At 69.5% G+C, this 16,426-nt stretch carries 18 protein-coding genes; 8 read left to right on the top strand and 10 right to left on the bottom strand.

Features of this window, described 5'->3' with window-relative positions:
- Positions 1-41: 41 nt before the first annotated feature.
- Both AB0H54_RS21980 and AB0H54_RS21975 read right to left on the bottom strand, forming a co-directional pair.
- On the bottom strand, positions 42-476 hold the full coding sequence (locus tag AB0H54_RS21980) for a CBS domain-containing protein (RefSeq protein ID WP_355271866.1): 435 nt from the start codon (positions 474-476) through the stop codon (positions 42-44).
- A gap of 89 nt (positions 477-565) precedes the next feature.
- Complete coding sequence (locus AB0H54_RS21975; RefSeq protein ID WP_355271868.1) at positions 566-799, bottom strand: hypothetical protein; 234 nt, start codon at positions 797-799, stop codon at positions 566-568.
- A gap of 363 nt (positions 800-1,162) precedes the next feature.
- Here AB0H54_RS21975 and AB0H54_RS21970 point away from each other — a divergent pair, with 363 nt between their 5' ends.
- Together AB0H54_RS21970 and AB0H54_RS21965 are read left to right on the top strand one after the other, a co-directional pair.
- A complete protein-coding gene (locus tag AB0H54_RS21970) occupies positions 1,163-1,387 on the top strand; it encodes a DUF397 domain-containing protein (protein WP_218720531.1) in 225 nt (74 codons plus the stop codon).
- An 18-nt stretch (positions 1,388-1,405) separates the two neighbouring features.
- On the top strand, positions 1,406-2,290 hold the full coding sequence (locus AB0H54_RS21965; RefSeq protein WP_357347309.1) for a helix-turn-helix transcriptional regulator: 885 nt from the start codon (positions 1,406-1,408) through the stop codon (positions 2,288-2,290).
- A 53-nt stretch (positions 2,291-2,343) separates the two neighbouring features.
- On the opposite strand, the gene AB0H54_RS21960 is transcribed toward AB0H54_RS21965, so the two are convergent.
- The 4 genes from AB0H54_RS21960 to AB0H54_RS21945 all read right to left on the bottom strand — a co-directional run bounded on the left by AB0H54_RS21960 (position 2,344) and on the right by AB0H54_RS21945 (position 4,472).
- Positions 2,344-2,598, bottom strand: coding sequence for a hypothetical protein (locus AB0H54_RS21960; protein WP_218720037.1), 255 nt, complete (start codon positions 2,596-2,598; stop codon positions 2,344-2,346).
- A gap of 349 nt (positions 2,599-2,947) precedes the next feature.
- Positions 2,948-3,604, bottom strand: a complete 657-nt coding sequence (locus AB0H54_RS21955; protein WP_357347307.1) for an SDR family oxidoreductase — start codon at positions 3,602-3,604, stop codon at positions 2,948-2,950.
- A 32-nt stretch (positions 3,605-3,636) separates the two neighbouring features.
- Entirely contained in the window at positions 3,637-4,131 is a 495-nt protein-coding gene (locus AB0H54_RS21950) for a DUF2599 domain-containing protein (protein ID WP_357347305.1), read from the bottom strand.
- Between the two features lie 89 nt (positions 4,132-4,220).
- On the bottom strand, positions 4,221-4,472 hold the full coding sequence (locus AB0H54_RS21945) for a hypothetical protein (RefSeq protein WP_355271875.1): 252 nt from the start codon (positions 4,470-4,472) through the stop codon (positions 4,221-4,223).
- Positions 4,473-4,797: 325 nt separating this feature from the next.
- On the opposite strand from AB0H54_RS21945, the gene AB0H54_RS21940 reads away from it, so the two are divergent.
- From AB0H54_RS21940 to AB0H54_RS21930, 3 genes are all read left to right on the top strand, one after another.
- Positions 4,798-5,982: a lipase family protein gene (locus AB0H54_RS21940; protein ID WP_357347564.1), complete on the top strand. Its 1,185-nt coding sequence runs from the start codon at positions 4,798-4,800 to the stop codon at positions 5,980-5,982.
- Positions 5,983-6,218: 236 nt separating this feature from the next.
- Entirely contained in the window at positions 6,219-7,586 is a 1,368-nt protein-coding gene (locus AB0H54_RS21935) for a lipase family protein (RefSeq protein WP_357347303.1), read from the top strand.
- 318 nt (positions 7,587-7,904) lie between these two features.
- The gene (locus AB0H54_RS21930; protein ID WP_355271880.1) at positions 7,905-9,092 is read left to right on the top strand and encodes an alpha/beta fold hydrolase; all 1,188 of its coding nucleotides are present in this window, start codon (positions 7,905-7,907) and stop codon (positions 9,090-9,092) included.
- Positions 9,093-9,151: 59 nt separating this feature from the next.
- Here AB0H54_RS21930 and AB0H54_RS21925 read toward each other — a convergent pair whose 3' ends face one another.
- A complete protein-coding gene (locus tag AB0H54_RS21925) occupies positions 9,152-10,375 on the bottom strand; it encodes a helix-turn-helix domain-containing protein (protein ID WP_218720043.1) in 1,224 nt (407 codons plus the stop codon).
- A gap of 207 nt (positions 10,376-10,582) precedes the next feature.
- Here AB0H54_RS21925 and AB0H54_RS21920 point away from each other — a divergent pair, with 207 nt between their 5' ends.
- Positions 10,583-11,059 carry an HAD-IIIC family phosphatase gene (locus AB0H54_RS21920; protein WP_355271882.1) on the top strand — a complete coding sequence of 159 codons (477 nt, stop codon included), beginning with the start codon at positions 10,583-10,585 and terminating at the stop codon, positions 11,057-11,059.
- A gap of 102 nt (positions 11,060-11,161) precedes the next feature.
- On the opposite strand, the gene AB0H54_RS21915 is transcribed toward AB0H54_RS21920, so the two are convergent.
- Positions 11,162-12,040, bottom strand: a complete 879-nt coding sequence (locus AB0H54_RS21915; protein WP_357347300.1) for a sigma-70 family RNA polymerase sigma factor — start codon at positions 12,038-12,040, stop codon at positions 11,162-11,164.
- 80 nt (positions 12,041-12,120) lie between these two features.
- On the opposite strand from AB0H54_RS21915, the gene AB0H54_RS21910 reads away from it, so the two are divergent.
- Positions 12,121-12,465: a DoxX family protein gene (locus tag AB0H54_RS21910; RefSeq protein ID WP_357347298.1), complete on the top strand. Its 345-nt coding sequence runs from the start codon at positions 12,121-12,123 to the stop codon at positions 12,463-12,465.
- Between the two features lie 42 nt (positions 12,466-12,507).
- Here AB0H54_RS21910 and AB0H54_RS21905 read toward each other — a convergent pair whose 3' ends face one another.
- Entirely contained in the window at positions 12,508-14,082 is a 1,575-nt protein-coding gene (locus AB0H54_RS21905) for a GMC family oxidoreductase N-terminal domain-containing protein (protein WP_357347296.1), read from the bottom strand.
- Positions 14,083-14,251: 169 nt separating this feature from the next.
- Positions 14,252-15,742: an FAD-dependent oxidoreductase gene (locus AB0H54_RS21900; protein ID WP_355271889.1), complete on the bottom strand. Its 1,491-nt coding sequence runs from the start codon at positions 15,740-15,742 to the stop codon at positions 14,252-14,254.
- Between the two features lie 162 nt (positions 15,743-15,904).
- Here AB0H54_RS21900 and AB0H54_RS21895 point away from each other — a divergent pair, with 162 nt between their 5' ends.
- Positions 15,905-16,399, top strand: a complete 495-nt coding sequence (locus AB0H54_RS21895) for a glutathione peroxidase (RefSeq protein ID WP_357347294.1) — start codon at positions 15,905-15,907, stop codon at positions 16,397-16,399.
- The last annotated feature ends 27 nt before the right edge of the window (positions 16,400-16,426 follow it).

Here is a 16,426-nt window from a genome sequence, read left to right as displayed (position 1 = left end):
CGACGAAGAATTCTCGCGGGCAACGCTTTTCGGGCCCCGGCTCAGTACCTGCCCTGCAGGTAGTCGACCAGGTGCCCGCGTTCGGCGGCCAGTTCGGTGATCTCGCTCTTCACCACGTCGCCGATGCTGACGATGCCGACCAGCCGGCCGGCCTCGACCACGGGCATGTGCCGGACGCGATGCTCGGTCATGATCTCGCGCAACGAGGAGACGTGATCCTCGGGCCCGCAGGTGCGGACCCGGTCGGTCATGATCTCGGCGACCGGCCGGTCGAGCACGGCGGCGTCGAGCCGGGCGAGGTGGCGGACCACGTCGCGCTCGGAGACGATCCCGCTGATGGCCGCGCCGTCGGGGGAGACCACCACCGCGCCGATATTGTGCTCGGCCAGCACGGTGAGCAGGACACGCACCGTGGTCTGCGGCGGCACCGTGGTCACCGTCGTGCCTTTGTTGCGCAGGATCTCCGCTATACGCATATGCCGCTCACCCGTGTCGAGCCCGATTCTTCATCTCCAGGATGCCCCGGGTGACACGGCTGTGACCAGCACGAAGACGTTACAACCGGCTATTCGTCGTCCAGGCCCGCGGACAGATAGGCCGCGGCGGCCAGCCACTGCCTGCACTGCGGTCCGTGCACGTCGTGCTGACGCAGCATCTCGCGGGCCTGCCGGTAGGTGAGCCCGAGCGGCTCGTCGCTACACGATCCGGTGGCCGCGCCTGCCGTGCCGAGGTATCGCGGGACCTCCAGGCCGGCGGTTCCGGCCGAGACCCTGCGGGGTGTTCGAAACGGCGTACTCATCCGAGTCCCCTCGCATCCGGCAGCGGAAGGCCCGTCCGGCTGGTGCTGCCGACGTCCCTTCCGGTGATCTTGTGGGCTGAGTCTACGGGGGTGTTGTTTGCAGGTGCAAGAACATCTGCACTGTCAATTCGGACGTGTCGGGCATCTGATCGGGTTGTGGCGCTTGCGAATTCAGGGGACTGGACGTCACCGATCGAGCGGCCGCCCAGGTCGTGTCGTCGGGTAAGTACCGACCGGTGCGACCGCATGTGAACCGTGTTAATGTCCCGATCGCGACGTGCAGATGCAAGAACGTTTGTACGTGCATCTGCAACTTTCGTACTGATGGCATCAATCGAGAACGAGGAGTGTGACGTGTCCGGTATGCACCATGATCAGCGGGAACGCCCCGGCGTCGGCGACTGGCGCAAGAGCACCTTCAGCAACCCCAGCGGCAACTGTGTCGAGGTGGCCGAAGCGACGGACGGTTCGGTCGCCGTACGCAACTCGCGCGACCCGCACGGCTCGGTGATCTTCTACACCCGGCCCGAGATCGACGCTTTCATCCGCGGCGCGAAGGCCGGAGAGTTCGACTACTTGACCCGGTGATCGGTAATATCGGCAGCCATGACGGCTGAACCCGACGAGATCGGTCGCGTGCAACCCGTTGTCGATCGCGGCCCCACCGTGCTGCGCATCGCCCTCGGTGGTCAGTTGCGCAAACTGCGCGAGAGCAAAGGCATCACCCGCGAAGCGGCTGGTGACGCGATCCGTGGCTCACACGCCAAGATCAGCCGGCTCGAACTGGGACGCACCGGATTCAAGGAACGCGATATCAGGGACCTGCTCACGCTCTATGGTGTCCACGACACCCGCGAGCGTGAGTCTTTCTTCGAACTGGCCCGGCAGGCAAGTGAACCCGGTTGGTGGCATCGCTACAGCGATCTGCTGCCCTCGTGGTTCAGTACCTATCTCGGGCTCGAGCAGGCGGCCAGCCAGATCCGCACCTACGAGGCCCAGCTGGTGCCCGGCCTGCTGCAGACCCCGGAGTACACGCGGGCGATCGTGACCCTCGGGTTCGACGACGCCGATACCGAGCGCCGGGTGCAGGTCCGCCAGCTCCGCCAGGACGTGCTGCGCCGGGTGGACCCGCCGGTGGTGTGGGCGGTCATCGACGAGGCCGTGCTGCACCGCCCGATCGGTGGGCGCGAGGTGCATCGCGCGCAGCTGCGCTACCTGGCCCAGCTGTCGACGATGCCGAACGTGACCGTGCAGGTGCTGCCGTACTCGGCCGGCGGGCACGCCGCCGCGGGCAGTTCCTTCAGTATTCTGCGCTTCGCCGAGCCCGAACTGCCCGACATCGTCTACCTCGAGCAGCTCACCAGCGCGCTGTACCTCGAGCGCAGGCAGGACCTGGCGCTGTACCTGTCGGTGATGGACCAGCTCAGTGTCCAGGCCGCGCGACCGGATCGCTCGCGCGAGATCCTGCTCGACTACGCCGAGCGGGCCTGAGGCGAGACACCGCTACCGGGCGCCGAGGACGGCGCCCGGTCCGGGTCGGTGATTCAGTAGCGGATGCAGCCCGCGGCGATCCGCCAGAAGGTGTCGGGGGTCAGCGTCTGCAGATCCCAGTCGTCGGCCAATTCGTGCGCGGTGGTCACGATCCGGTCGATATCGAAATCGTTGCGTGTCGCCGCGCCGGTGGATTCCACCGCGTCGATGACATAGGCGACCGCTGTTTCCCTGGAGCACCCTGCGGTGACGGGGTGGGTCGTCGCTGCGCGATCAGCGAGGCCGAAACGGCCGTTGGTGTTGTTCATGGTGAACGCCCCTGTGTTTAGGCAGTGGCAAACCCAAGGCAAACCTAGCCCCAGGTGTGCCGCTCGCGGCCTCCCCTGACTATCCCCTGAATTGTGTTGCGGCCCTGAGTTTAGGACGGGGCAAGTTTCAAATGCAAGCACATCTGCACGATCGATTCCGTCTCGATGCAGCGCTTTTCCCGGCTTCTGAGCGGCGAATCCGGGGTGACGCCACCGTGTTCACGGCGGGCGGTGGGTGGATAACGCCGTGACCGGCGGCTGGCTTGTTCCGCGGGGTGGCGAAAAGGGTGCCGCCGGTCACCGGGAATCGGCTCCCCGGCCGAATACTGTTGGGATAGTTAATTTTCGGCTATCGAATTGCCGACACGGCCGACGCAATCGGCTCCGGACCGGAAACCACTTCCAGCGTGTGCCGAAAAGTGTTGTCCGCGACCAAGATCGACGCGAGCGTCGCGGCGACGTCGGCGCGGGGAATCGGACCGCGCCCGATCGGCGGCGCTCCGAGCGTGACCAGACCGTTGCCTGCGTCGTCGGTGAGCATGCCCGGCCGCAGGATCGTCCAGTCCAGCGCGCGGGACCGCAGGTCGTCCTCCGCGCGGGTCTTGGCATCGATATAGGCGGCCCAGACCTCGTCGGTCCCCGGGGCCGGTGGCGCGCCGGCGCCCATGGTGGAGATCTGCACGAAACGCCGGACGCCGGTCCGCTCGGCGGCGTCGGCGAGCTGCACCGAGCCCCCGAGGTCGACGGTGTACTTGCGCTCGACGCCGCTGCCGGGGCCCGCGCCCGCGGCGAAGACCACCGCGTCCGAGCCGGCGACCGCGGCGGCGAGGTCGGCGGGAGTGTCGCGCTCCATGTCGAAGATGACCGGGACGCCGCCGGTCGCGGCGATGTCGGCGGCCTGATCGGGGCGGCGGATGAGCGCGTGGACCTGATCACCGCGGCGGGTGAGCGACGATGCCAGCAGCAGGGCGATCTTGCCGTGTCCACCGGCGACGACGATGCGCATGCGAGTGCTCCTTTCGAACGGATCGACGGCCCTCAGCGCTCCGGGCCACCGGGATTGCAGTTCGCCGACACCGTGGCCGAATAGCCGACGGCGGGCCGCCACGGTTCGAGATTCCAGCTCGGCTTGTCCGGCGCCACCATCCTCGCCCACACCCAGTGGCACACGAACTGGTCCCGCATCCCCGGCGAGTCGGCGTCGGCGTCCAGGGCCAGGACCTCCTGCCAGGCGAGTTCATCGGTGCCCGGCGCGGCGGTGCGTCGGCCCGCGACGGTCGGCACGACGAGCAGGCGGGCGCCGTCGACGGTGTCGGTCCAGGTGACATGGTCGATCAACGGCAGCCCGGCGTACGGGTCGACCGTCGGCGTCGGCGGTGCGAGGGTGACCGGCGGCTTGCTGGTCGAGCGGGGCGGCGTCGTCGTTGTCGACGGTGTGGCCGTGACCGGCTCGTCGGCGGCGGTCACGGCACAGGCGGTGAGCCCGAGTACCGCGACGGCGGCGAGTGTGGCCGGGAACTGCCACCGAATCACGCGACGCCCCTCCTTGTCGTCCTGGCACGCGGCCGGGACGCGGCCGCCCGGCCCAGCCTAGTGCGGCGGGCGCGGCGGCGCCGATGGGCTCAGTGCCACAGCGATCGGCAGGGGAGCCGGCGCAGTTCGGGCCCGACCTGCCCGTCGACGGTCACCAGCAGGCCGGCGTGCACCGCCGCGGTGGTGAACTCCCATGCCTCGGCGGGGGTCGCCGCGTACTCCAGCACCAGCGCGTCCTGCGGGGTCGCGCCGTCGAAGTAGACCGTGATCCGCCGGGTCGGTATCTCGGTGCGGTCGGCGCGATGGGCGGTGGCGGCGATGTTCTCGTCGATGGGAATCATGGCGTGCTCCTTCTACCCCGGCGCTGGTGGGCGCCTTCCTACTCGACGGTAGGGCCCGGGCCGTCGAGTGGAACATGTTCTGGAATTCACTGGAGATCTCACAGCCCTCCGGTGCCGTGGCGGGGCGGTGGCCGACAAGAATCGCCGTCGACTTGAATCCGGTCACAACCCGCATTCGTGCCGGTTGTGAGCTCCGCCGATCTAGGTCCGAAGGGGTACCGACGAGCCACGCTACCGGCAAGTATCGGTCTCGACGGCAGCGACACGGGAGGAGCGCCGGATGATCTGGGAAGCCACGGCACGACGGGCTCGGCCACGCCGCACGATGTCGGCGGTGGGGGTGGCGCTGGTGCTGGCCGTGGTCGGCGTGGCCCCCGCGCACAGCGCACCGCTCTACCCGAGCGCCGATCCCGACCCCTTCTACGCCCAGCCCGCCGACCTGTCGGCGGTGCAGCCGGGCGACGTGCTGGCCGTGCGGCCGATGCCGCCACTGGCGATGTTCCCCGACACCAGGATCACCCTGGTGAAGTTCCGCTCGACCAACTCCGCGGGCGAGCCGATCGCGGCGACCACGACGGTGCTGCAACCGGCGGGCCACCGCCGGGACGAACCGGTCCTGTCCTACCAGCACATCATCAACGGCCTCGGCGTGCGCTGCTCGGTCTCCAAGGTGCTCTACACGAACGACCCGAATCTCATGGTGCGCGAAGCGGTCTTCTGGAATCTCGCCCTGCGGCGCGGCTGGACGATGGCGCTACCCGACCACCTCGGTCCCGATTTCGCCTACGGCGCGGCCAGATTGGGCGGTCAGGTGACCCTCGACGGGATCAGGGCGATCCGCAAGGTCGACGAACTCCAGGTCGCGGGGAGCCGGGTCGCGATGGCGGGCTACTCCGGCGGCGGGATGGCGACGGCCTGGGCAGCGGCCTTGCAGCCAAGCTACGCGCCCGACGTCGAGATCGCGGGCGCCGCGATGGGCGGGGTCCCGATGAACCTGGTGTCGATGCTCGAGGGTCTCGGCTTCGGCTCGCACCCGGTGTTCGGTCTGGCGCTGGCGGCGGGCATCGGCCTGGAACGGGAGTATCCGCAACGGTTTCCGATCAGCGAGCAGATGAACGCGCGCGGGCTGGCCGCCCGGGCCGCGATCGCCGACGCGTGCACCAACGACATCCTCGGCGCGGGCGCGGGCCGGGGCATCCTCGATTTCGCCGCGACGACCTCGATGGTCGACGACCCGGAGGCCCGCGCCGTGGTGGAGGAGAACAGCCTCGAGCTCTACCCCGGTACGCCGAGGATGCCTGTCTTCGAATGGCATTCGCCCATCGACGGCCTGATCCCGGTCGACGCGATCACCACCACCACGCACCGCTGGTGCGCGGCCGGCACCCCGGTGGTCACCGAGTCGACGCCCACCCCGGACCACCTGACCGCAGCTGTGCTCGGACTGCCTTCCGCGCTGAGATGGCTCGACGCGCGGCTGCAGGGGGAACCGGCGCCCAGCACCTGCTGAGCCCGGTGGCGATCGGCCCGGATCCGCACACCCCGACACGGGTCCGGGCCGATTGTTGTTGCGATCGAGCCGCATTGCGTCACGACTCGGGCACGACGCCGATCCGGCCGGGGGGTTCCGGCGTACCGTCAGTGGACTGACGAGGGCGCGTTCGGGGAGGTTCGGCGGGAGACGAAGCACCGCATCGCCGCACGTCAGAGACGATTCCGACGTTGCCACCCGAAGGCGTGTGTGCCATGCGATCTGTCCGTGTGCTGTTCTGCTCGATTCTGCTGCTCTGTTCGTTCGCCGTCGGCACCGCCGCCGCCGAACCCACCCCGGAATTCCCGGTGCCGCACCCGGGTACGCCGGGCTTCCTGCCCGATCTGCAACGCTGGATCGATCAGGTGCTGCCGTCACCGATCCAGCCCTCGGGCGGGACGGCCGCCGACCCGGAGGCCGAACTCGCCGCGCTGCGAGCGGCGGTCCTGCCCGCGGCGGTCGGTGACGCCATGTTCGACCACTGGCCCGACGGGCTGGCCGATCTCGCGCCGGGCGACATCATCGCGACCCGCGACATCCTCGCCACCGCGGGCCCGTTGACGCTGGTGCCGCTGCGGTCGGCCACCCTGCTCAAGTACCGGACCGACGATTCGCAAGGCCGTCCGTCCTTCGCCACCGCGACGCTGCTCGTGCCCGCCACCGACTGGACCGGTCCCGGCGACCGGCCGGTCCTGGTCAACAATCTGCCGATCGATGCGCTCGGCCGCGACTGCACCCCGGGCTACACGCTCTCGCACGGCCTCAACCTGCACTCCAGCATGACCGAGTTCTTCCCGCCGACCACCCAATTGGCGGCACTGCGCGGGTACGCGGTCCTGGTCCCGGACCACGAGGGCCCGTGGATGGCCTACGCGGAACCGTATGTCGCCGGGCACGCGGTGCTCGACGGGATCCGGGCGGTGCGCGGCATCGACCCAGCGGTGTTCGGCGCGAGCCGATTCGCGATGACCGGTTACTCGGGCGGCGCCATCGCCACCCACGGCGCGGCCAAGCTGATCGGTTCCTACGCACCGGAACTCGCGGACGTGATCGTCGGCGCGGCGCTGGGCGGCGTGCCCGCCGATTTCGAGATCCTCTCGCGCAGCATGAACGCCAACCTCGCCTCCGGGATCTTCATGGCGGCCACCTTCGCGATCGGCCGGGAGCGCCCCGAGATCCTGGCCGCGATGAACAACCTCGCGCGCTGGGTGGCCACCTCGGTGATGAAGGACCAGTGCGTCAGCGTGTTCGCCGTTCCCGGCATCCTGCACCTGCCCATCGATGTCGGCGCGAACATCCCCGACCCGCTGCGGTCGGACCTGGCCGAGCGGATCTACGAGATCACCCGCATGGCCGGAATGCGCTCGGCCACACCGCTCTACATCTACAACGGGGAGCAGGAGTTCTGGATCCCCGCCGCGGGCGCCCGCAATCTGTACAACGAACAGTGCGCACTCGGCGCGAACGCGGTGTACCGGAGCGTCTTCGGTGAGCACGTGATCGGCGCGGTCACCGGATATCCGGAGGCGATGCTCTGGCTCGACGAGCGATTGCAGGGAGTAGCCGCTCGCACGGAATGCTGACTCGGCGGAACTGGGAACCCTCTGCGTTTTTCGCGGGAAATGCTGTGAACGTTCAGCGGGCCCGGGGAATACCCGGGTGAGGTGCGATGACAGCCGGTCGGTGCTGGTGAATCGCGCCAGAGGGTGACCAGGGCCGCCTCGCGGTCCGGGTAGCCGAAGAATTCCTGTGCCCCCTCATGGGGGTTTTCGACAACCGGTGGTGACCTGTCCAGAAACCCGTAAACGGCGGAAAGACCAGGATTTTCGGGCCTTATGTTCGTGGCGGTTTCGACAAAAGCCATTCGTATTTCTCGAATCGCACAGGAAGATACGCCAACGATGAAATCTCCCAGTCGCAGACGGACGCTACAGACGGCGGTGCTCACCGGCGTCGGCGCGCTCGCCGTCGCGCTCACGGGTCCGGGGGCGGCGGCGTCCCCCGACCCGGCGCCCTCCGAGCAGGCTCTCGCCGACATCATCACCGCAGGCCGCGAAGTGGCCGGGCCCGGTAGCGGTTCGGCCTGCACCTCCGGCAGCGGCGCCGGGTCCGGGAACGGTTCGGGCAACTGCTACGGCGGTTCCGGGTCCAGTTCGGGCTCCTCCGGTGGAAAGTCCACCGACACCATCGGTTACGGCCCGGCGCAGACCTCCTGGCTGGCCGCGTTCGCCTACGGACTCGGCAACGGCGACGCCGCGCCGCCCGGGGCCAATGATTGGAACTGCAAGCCCACCGCCGAACATCCGCGTCCGGTGGTGCTGCTGCACGGCACCTGGATGAACGCCTACAACGGCTACGCCTACATGGGTCAGCCGATCAAGGACGCCGGCTACTGCACCTTCACCTTCAACTACGGCCGCTCCGGCCTGGTCGAAGGCGGCGGTCTCGGATCGCTGCTGCCCGGCGTCATGGGCACCGGCTACATCCAGGACTCGTCCAAGCAGGTCGCCACCTTCGTCGATCGCGTGCTCGCGGCCACCGGCGCCGGCGAGGTCGACATCATCGCCCACTCCCAGGGCGGTGCCCTGGCCAACTGGTACACCAAGTTCGACGGCGGCGCGGCCAAGGTGAAGAACCTGGTCACCTACGGTGCCACCCACCACGGCACCAGCCTGGACGGCATCGGCGCCCTGGGCCGCATGATCAACAATGCCGGCATCGACATCCTGGGCCTGATCGAGATCTTCGTCGGGCACGCCGGTATCCAGCAGACCATCGGCTCGGACTTCGTCAACCAGCTCAACGCCAACGGTGACACCGTCGCCGGGGTCGACTACACCGTCGTCGGCACCCGCTACGACGAGATCACCAACCCCTACGACCTGACGTTCCTGAAGCCGGGGCCGGGCGCCACCGTCACCAACATCACCCTGCAGGAGGGCTGTGAGCAGGACGTCTCCGACCATCTGACGATGATGTACTCCCCGCGGGCGCTGTCGATCGCGCTGCGGGCCCTCGATCCCGCGAGCAGCCCGAACCTGGTCTGCGAGTTCAACCCCTGGCTGGTCGGGGGTGGTGGCTCCCTGTGAGACGACACGAAGGCGCTGTCCGCGATCGCGGACAGCGCCTTCGGCGTTTCCGGGGTCGGTCAGGCTGCCGAGCGGTAGCTGCGGGCCACGAGGGCCGAGCGCAGGTACCACAGGCCCGACGGCTGGGTCGGGTCGAAACCGGTGAGCTGGCCGATCCGCTTGAGGCGGTAGTCGACGGTGTTGGTGTGCACATGCAGCACCCGGGCGGTGCGCTGGCGATTGAGATTGTTGGCGATGTGGCGCTGCAGGGTCTCCAGCAGCTCGGGGTACTGGTCCAGCGGGTCGAGCAGCGAACCGAGGAACTCCCGGCCGGGGCCGGGGCGGGTCAGCTGGTATTCGAGGGCCAGCTCGTCGAAGCGGTACAGCCCCGAGGTGACCTCGAGCCGCTGGACCATGTCGAGCAGCTCGTGGGCCTGGTCGGCGGCGTCGGGGACGCCGGTCGTGCTGGTCTCGACCAACGCCGCGGTGATGCCGACCTGCGCCGCCTGGGAGAGCTGGGCGACGAGGGCGGCCAGACCGTCGCGATCGAAGGTGCCCGCCGGGATGAGCACCGTGCCACCGTCGACGCTGAGCAGCGAAAGTGCCGAATCGCCGCACCGCTTGGCCAGTTCGGCCTGCACCCGGCGCAGCTTGCGCCGCGCGACGACCTGCGCGTCGAGGGCCGGGTTGGCCTCTTCCCGATGCGGCGGGATCGCCAGGGCCAGAACGGCGTACGTCTCGGCGATCGCGATTCCGCACTCGCGGGCCATCGTCGAGGTGCTGTGGCCGCCGAGCAGCGCCGAGGTGAGCGTGTGCACGGCGGTGTGGTGCTCGCTGACCACGCCGCGCAGCTCCCGCACGTAGGCCAGCGACACCTGGGCGGTGATGGTGTCGAGCATCTCCATCACCATCTTCACGCCGTCGACCAGGTTGTCGTAGTCCTTCACCGACGCATTGGCGACCACCAGATCGAGGCCGATCTTGAAACCCTCGGCGATCGAGTGGTGGATGGTGTCGATCGGCACGCCCTCGCGGGCCCAGCCGCTGGCCGCGTCCTGCAGGCGCTGGAGCTTGTTGGGGATGTCGCGGCCGTCGAGCATGCTGACGGCGAATTCCAGGCAGATCCGCGTGATGGTGGTGACGTCGCCGGTGATCGCGTCGCCGGGCAGGGTGCCGCAGGGGACGACATTGGCGACGAAGTGGCCGACCATCTGCCGTGACAGGGCGCGCACGTCCTTCAGCGGCGACGACATCGGCTGACCGGAGATGGTCAGCGATTGCCGGGGTGGATTCTCAACGGACATCTGTGTTCCCTTCGCCCATCTTGCGGCTCTGCCCCCGCTGTCCAGCGACTTCACCCTAGCCAACCCGCGGCGATGCCGGAATGGAACGTCAGGTTATGGGTCGCGGACCCATGCTTGCTTGCCTGCTTGGTGAGCGGTCACAAGTCTGGTCCATCGCTATGAGTGGTTGTAGAGTTCTCCGCGCCGGAACGAACCGATAGGGGCACCATGCGACCTGCCGTCCGTTGTCTGGTCTGGGAACTGGACGAAACCCTGTGGGACGGCGTGGTCCACGACTCGACCAGCACCACGCTGCGCCCGCAGGCACTGCGTACGCTCACCAAGCTGAGCGAGCGCGGAGTGCTGCATGCCGTCGCGGCACGTGGTGATCGTTCCCGTACCCTGCGCACGCTCTACCGGCACGGCCTCTACGAGATGTTCTCGGCGGTCGAGGTGGGCTGGGGCCGCAAGTCGGCCTCGATCGTGCGGGTCGCCGACACCCTCGGCCTCGGGCTGGAGGGAATGGCGTTCGTCGACGCCGAGCCGGTGGAACGCGCCGAGGTATCGCGGGCGCTGCCGATGGTGCGCTGCTATGCCGCGCGCAATGTGGACATGCTGCCGCTGCTGCCCGATTTCCGGCACGACCTGCGCTCGGGCCCGGTCCCGACCCCGCCGCTGGGCTTCGCGCGCGTCCCGGCACTCTGACGACCCGAGTCCGCTTGCGCGCGCTGCGATCTCGCATGCCATGCGACTCCGCACGGCATGCCATCGTGCACTGTGTGCCGAAATCGGGCGCGGGGCAGTGGATCAGGACTTTTCCGGCAGCAGCGACACGGTGAGTCCGGCCAGCCGGGCCGGGTCGGCGACCACGTCGTAGGCGGCGATCCGCGCGTCGCGGACCGTGAAGGTGACCACGAACAGCGCCCGGCCCGCCCGCACCACGACGAGTCCGGGCCGACCGTCGACGAGCACCACGACCGCCTCGCGCGAGCGCTGCCGCAGCACGACCGTTCCCTCGGCGACCGCGGCCGCGCCCCGCACCAGGGCGGCCATGCCGGGTGGCAGTGCCGCCGGATCGGCCGAGCGCACCACATCGGGCGCCAGCACGGCGAGCAGTTCGTCGAGGTCACCCTCGCGCGCCGCCTTCAGGAACGCGGTCACCACGGCCCGCTGCGCCGTGAGTTCCGCCGGGCCGATCCGGGCCGGTGCGTGGACGCGCTGCCTGGCCCGGCTGGCCAGCTTCTTGGTCGTCGCCGGTGTCCGCCCGAGAATCGGGGCGAGGTCGGCGAAGGGCACGGCGAACAGGTCGTGCAGCACGAACGCGACGCGTTCCTCCGGTCCGAGCACGTCGAGGACGACGAGCAGCGCGCGCCCGACCGCGTCGGCCAGCAGCGCGTCGTCCTCGGGGTCGGCCCCGGGACCGACGGCGGGTGCGTCGACGGCCGGCTCGGCGGTCTCCGCGCGCTGGGCCCGGACGCGCAGCTGATCCAGGCAGATCCGGGAGACGACGGTGGTCAGCCAGCCGTCGAGATTGCCGATCTCGGTCGCGGCGACGCGGTCCAGCCGCAGCCATGCCTCCTGTACCGCGTCCTCGGCCTCGGCTGCGGTGCCCAGCATCCGGTAGGCGACGCCGCGCAGCCGGTCACGGCGCTGTTCGAAGGCGAGCGCGAGCGCATCCGCGTGCATCGGTCACCTTTCGGCCGGCCCGTTCGTCATCGGATCGACGGCGGTCGCCGTCGCTCACCGTAGACCGGAGGAACCCACTCATGCACACGAGCTTCGTCATCGTCACCGTGCTCGCCGGCTTGGCCGCACTGATCGCCGCCGCGGTCGATGTCGTCCGCGCCGACTGGGTCCGCGAGAACATGCGCCGCTACGGCGTCGCACCGTGGACGCTGACCCCGCTGGCGGCGATCAAGGCGGTCGGCGGGCTGGCCTTGCTGGCCGGGCTGGCCTCGCGGCCGCTGGCGATCGCCGCGGCGGCCGGGCTGGTGCTGTATTTCCTCTGCGCCGAACTGACCGTCCTGCGCGCCCGCGCCTACACCGATCTCGGTTATCCGCTGCCGTACCTGCTGCTCGCCGCGGGCTCGCTGGCGCTGGCTCTCGCCTGAGGTGGTGGTGGCGCGCCCGGCCGGACGCGCCACCACGGCGGGTCAGGACTCGGCCAGGATGAAGTCCGCCGCCTGCTCACCGATGAAGACGGCCGGGGCGTTGGTGTGCCCGCGGATGATCAACGGCATCACCGACGCGTCGGCGACGCGCAGGCCCTCCACACCACGCACCTTCAGGTCCGGGGTGACGACGCTGGCCGCGTCGGTGCCCATCCGGCAGGTGCCGACCGGGTGGTACAGGGTGTGCGAGAACTGCTCGATGGTCAGCGCCATGGCCGCCTCGAGCTCGTCGGGCGCCTCCGGCGGGTAGATCAGCGCGCCCAGCGCGCTCTTGAGCGCGGGCTGCTCGACCAGGCTCGCGCACACCCGCAGGCCCGCGGTCAGCGCGGCGCGGTCGGCGCCGTCGGGATCGGACAGATACCGCGGGTCGATCACCGGCTTGGCCGTCGGATCGGCCGACGCGAGACCGATCCGGCCCCGGCTGCGCGGGCGCAGCAGGATCGCGCCGACCACGACACCGTGCTCGGTCGGCTCGACCAGGCCCTCGTGATAGAACGGCGCGGGCGCGTAGATGAGCTCCAGGTCGGGGTGCTCGAGATCGGGCTCGCTGCGCACGAAGCCGTACGCCTCACCGACATTGGAGGTGAGCATGCCGCGATGCCGGACCAGGTAGTTGATCAGCTCGAGCGGCTTCTCCGCCGCGAACAGCGAGTCGCCGTCGACGCTGTAGCCCAGCGCCGCGATCAGGTGGTCCTGCAGGTTGGCGCCGACCTCGGGGGAGTGCGCGACGACCTCGATGTCGAACTTCTTCAGCTCCTCCTGGTCGCCGATGCCGGAGAGCTGCAGCAGCTGCGGGCTGTTCACCGCGCCACCACACAGGATGACCTCGCGCTGCGCGGTCACGGTGTGGGTCTGCCCGTCGTGCAGGTACTCGACCCCGGTGGCCTTGGTGCCGTCGAACAGCACCCGGGTGGCCAGCGCCTCGGCCCGCACGGTCAGGTTGGCCCGCTTCATCGCCGGGCGCAGGTACGCGTCGGCGGTGCTCCAGCGCCTGCCGTCGCGCTGGGTCACCATCGTCTGGGAGAAGCCCTGCGGTGCGGGCCGGTTCGGCGACTCGAGCTCGTGGCCCGCCTGGCGCGCGGCCTCGAGGAAGGCGTGCGTCGAGGCGCGCGGGCTGCGCTGACGCTGCACGTGCAGCGGGCCGCGCGACCCCTCGTCCGGGTACTGCGCGTCCTGGACGTTCTCGATCTTGCGGAACTGCTCGACCGCCGCCGCGAAGTTCCACTTCTCGCCGGCGAGGAGCCCCCACTCCTCGTAGTCGGCGCGGAACCCGCGCACCCACATCATCGCGTTCATCGACGACGAGCCGCCGAAGGTCTTGCCCCGCGGCCAGTAGATCTGCCGGTCGCCCAGGCCGGGCTGCGGCTCGGTCAGGTAGTCCCAGTCACGCTCGGTGCGGAACAGCTTCGAGAACGCCGCCGGGATATGGGCGAACTTGTCGTCGTCGGCCGGACCGGCCTCCAGCAGCACGACCGTGCTGCCCGGGTCGGCGCTGAGCCGATTCGCGAGCACCGCCCCCGCCGACCCCGAGCCGACGATCACGTAATCCGCGGACATCCCACCTGCTTGCACTGTCCAACTCCGATCCTGCACTGCATCTGTCGTAGCCAACTGGACGCGCCCGCTCGCGGGCCCGAAAAGCCCGCGAGCGCAGCCGGACTCGTCGTCCGGCGGCGGCGCTGCATGCAGCGTACTGACAGTGGCGGTCCGGTGGGTGCCGCCTGTCTCAGTCCGTGCCGGCCGCTGCCGCGGCCTGACCGGCGCGACGGCCGTAGAAGCTGCCGTCACCGAGCGAAGCACCGCTGACATAACCGTACGCGCACAGCCCTGACGTGCAACGACCCGCCGCGAAGAGTCCGGGAATCGGCTCCCCGCTGACGTGCAGCACCCGCGAGTCGAGGTCGGTGCGCAGCCCGCCGAGGGTGAATCCGGCGGTGAAACCACGCAGATCGAAACCGGCCAGCGGCGTCGAGATCGGGCGCACCCATTCGGGCTTCTTGCCCAGCAGCGGGTCGTTGCCGTTCTCGGCGTGGCGGTTGTAGGTGGCGATCGTGGTCTGCAGCGTCTGCTCCGGCAGCCCCATATCCGCTTCGAGCTCGGCCACCGTCTCGGCGACCCACTTGGGCGGGAACCGGAAGAACGGGGTCGCGGACTCGGTCGCGAGCGCTTCCTCGAGCGAGGCCTCGTCGATCACGAGGAAGGCCTGGTTGTCGTTCTGCAGCAGGGTCGCCTGCCCGATCCGGCCGGGGTAGGTGTCCTCGGTGACGTAGCGCTGGCCGCGCCCGTTGACGAGGATGCCGCGCGCCATCATCTGCGGATCGCCGAAGATGGCCACCTCGCTGGCATCCATGTGCGCCAATTCGGCGCCCAGCGCCTGGGCCAGCCGGATGCCGATGCCGTCGTGCTCCTCGATCGCCGCGCCGGGCCTGCCGCTCAGCCGCGGGGTGTAGCGGTCGATCATCTCGGTGTCGTAGGCGAAGCTGCCGGTCGCCAGGACGACACCGCGGGCGGCCCGCACCGTGATCGGCTTGCCGTAGTTGGTCGCCAGGATGCCGACGACGCGATCGTCGTCGTCGACGATCAGCCTGCGGATGCGGGTGTCGTACTCGACGTCGATGTCGAGCGCGGCGACGGTGTCGGCCAGCGGCTTCATCAGCATGTAGCCGCCGCTGCGCTCGCCGATCTTCTTGTCGGCCAGCTCCGGCACGTGCCCGCGCGGAGCGGGCTTGGCGATGTCGAGGAACGGCGCGGAGTTCTCGCCACCGGAGTACATCAGGCCCTCGTCGTGCGGCGGCTCCCAGCCGGGCTCACCCCAGAACGACTCCTTGAACGGCACGCCGCAGTCGACGAGCCAGTTGTAGTGCTCCACGCTGCCCGCGCAGTAGTCGTCGATCTTGGCCTCGTCGACGCCGGGGCCGAGCGCCGCCTTGAGGAAAGCGGCCATGTTCTCCGGCGTGTCGTCGAAGCCGAGCGCCTGCTGCAGCGGCGTGCCGCCACCGAGGTAGACGAAACCGCCCGCCAGCGCCGCCGCGCCGCCCCAGCCGCCGGTCCGTTCCAGGATGAGGACCTTCGCGCCCGCCCTGGCGGCCTCGATCGCCGCGCAGACGCCCGCGATGCCGAAACCGGCCACCACCACGTCGGCCTCGAAATCCCAGTGCTCCACGGCGTTCGCGCGCAGCGGGCGGACGGTGTCGATCCGATAGGGCTGTTCGGTCACGGGCTTCCTCCGCTGCTCGGGGTACGTACCGAAATGGTGCCGCCAACCGCGCGACAAAACAAGAACGTGTTACAAAAGCTCCCGCCCAGCGGGACGGTTGCGCCCCGATCGGGCTCCGGTACGGTGGCGATCGAACCGACGTAGACGAGATCTGGTGGTGTTGTGGTGAGCGCGAACATTCGAGACATTGCGGTGCAGACCCTGGCCGGGGCCGACACCACGCTGGGTGAGCTGGCGGGCGACCGGGCGGTCCTGCTGGTCAACGTGGCCTCCAAGTGTGGGCTGACCCTGCAGTACACCGGCCTGGTGGAACTGCAGAAGACATACGGGGAGCGTGGCTTCACCGTGGTCGGCGTGCCGTGCAACCAGTTCATGGGTCAGGAACCCGGCAGTGCCGAGGAGATCCAGGAATTCTGCTCGGTGACCTACGGCGTCGACTTCCCGCTGCTGGCCAAGACCGAGGTCAACGGCGACGACCGGCACCCGCTCTACACCGCCCTGGTCGAGACCCCCGCCGCCGACGGCAGCGCGGGCGACATCCAGTGGAACTTCGAGAAGTTCCTGATCGGCCGGGACGGCACGGTCGCAGGCCGCTTCCGCCCGACGGTCACCCCGGACGCGGGCGAGGTCGTCGCCGCGATCGAAGCCCAGCTCTGATCCTGGTCTCGCACCCGGGATAGCTTC

This window comes from Nocardia sp. NPDC050718 (genome assembly GCF_040654235.1).
GTDB lineage: Bacteria > Actinomycetota > Actinomycetes > Mycobacteriales > Mycobacteriaceae > Nocardia.
The sequence above is the reverse complement of the archived record's forward strand: the minus strand, read 5'-3'. Positions and strand labels throughout refer to the sequence as shown.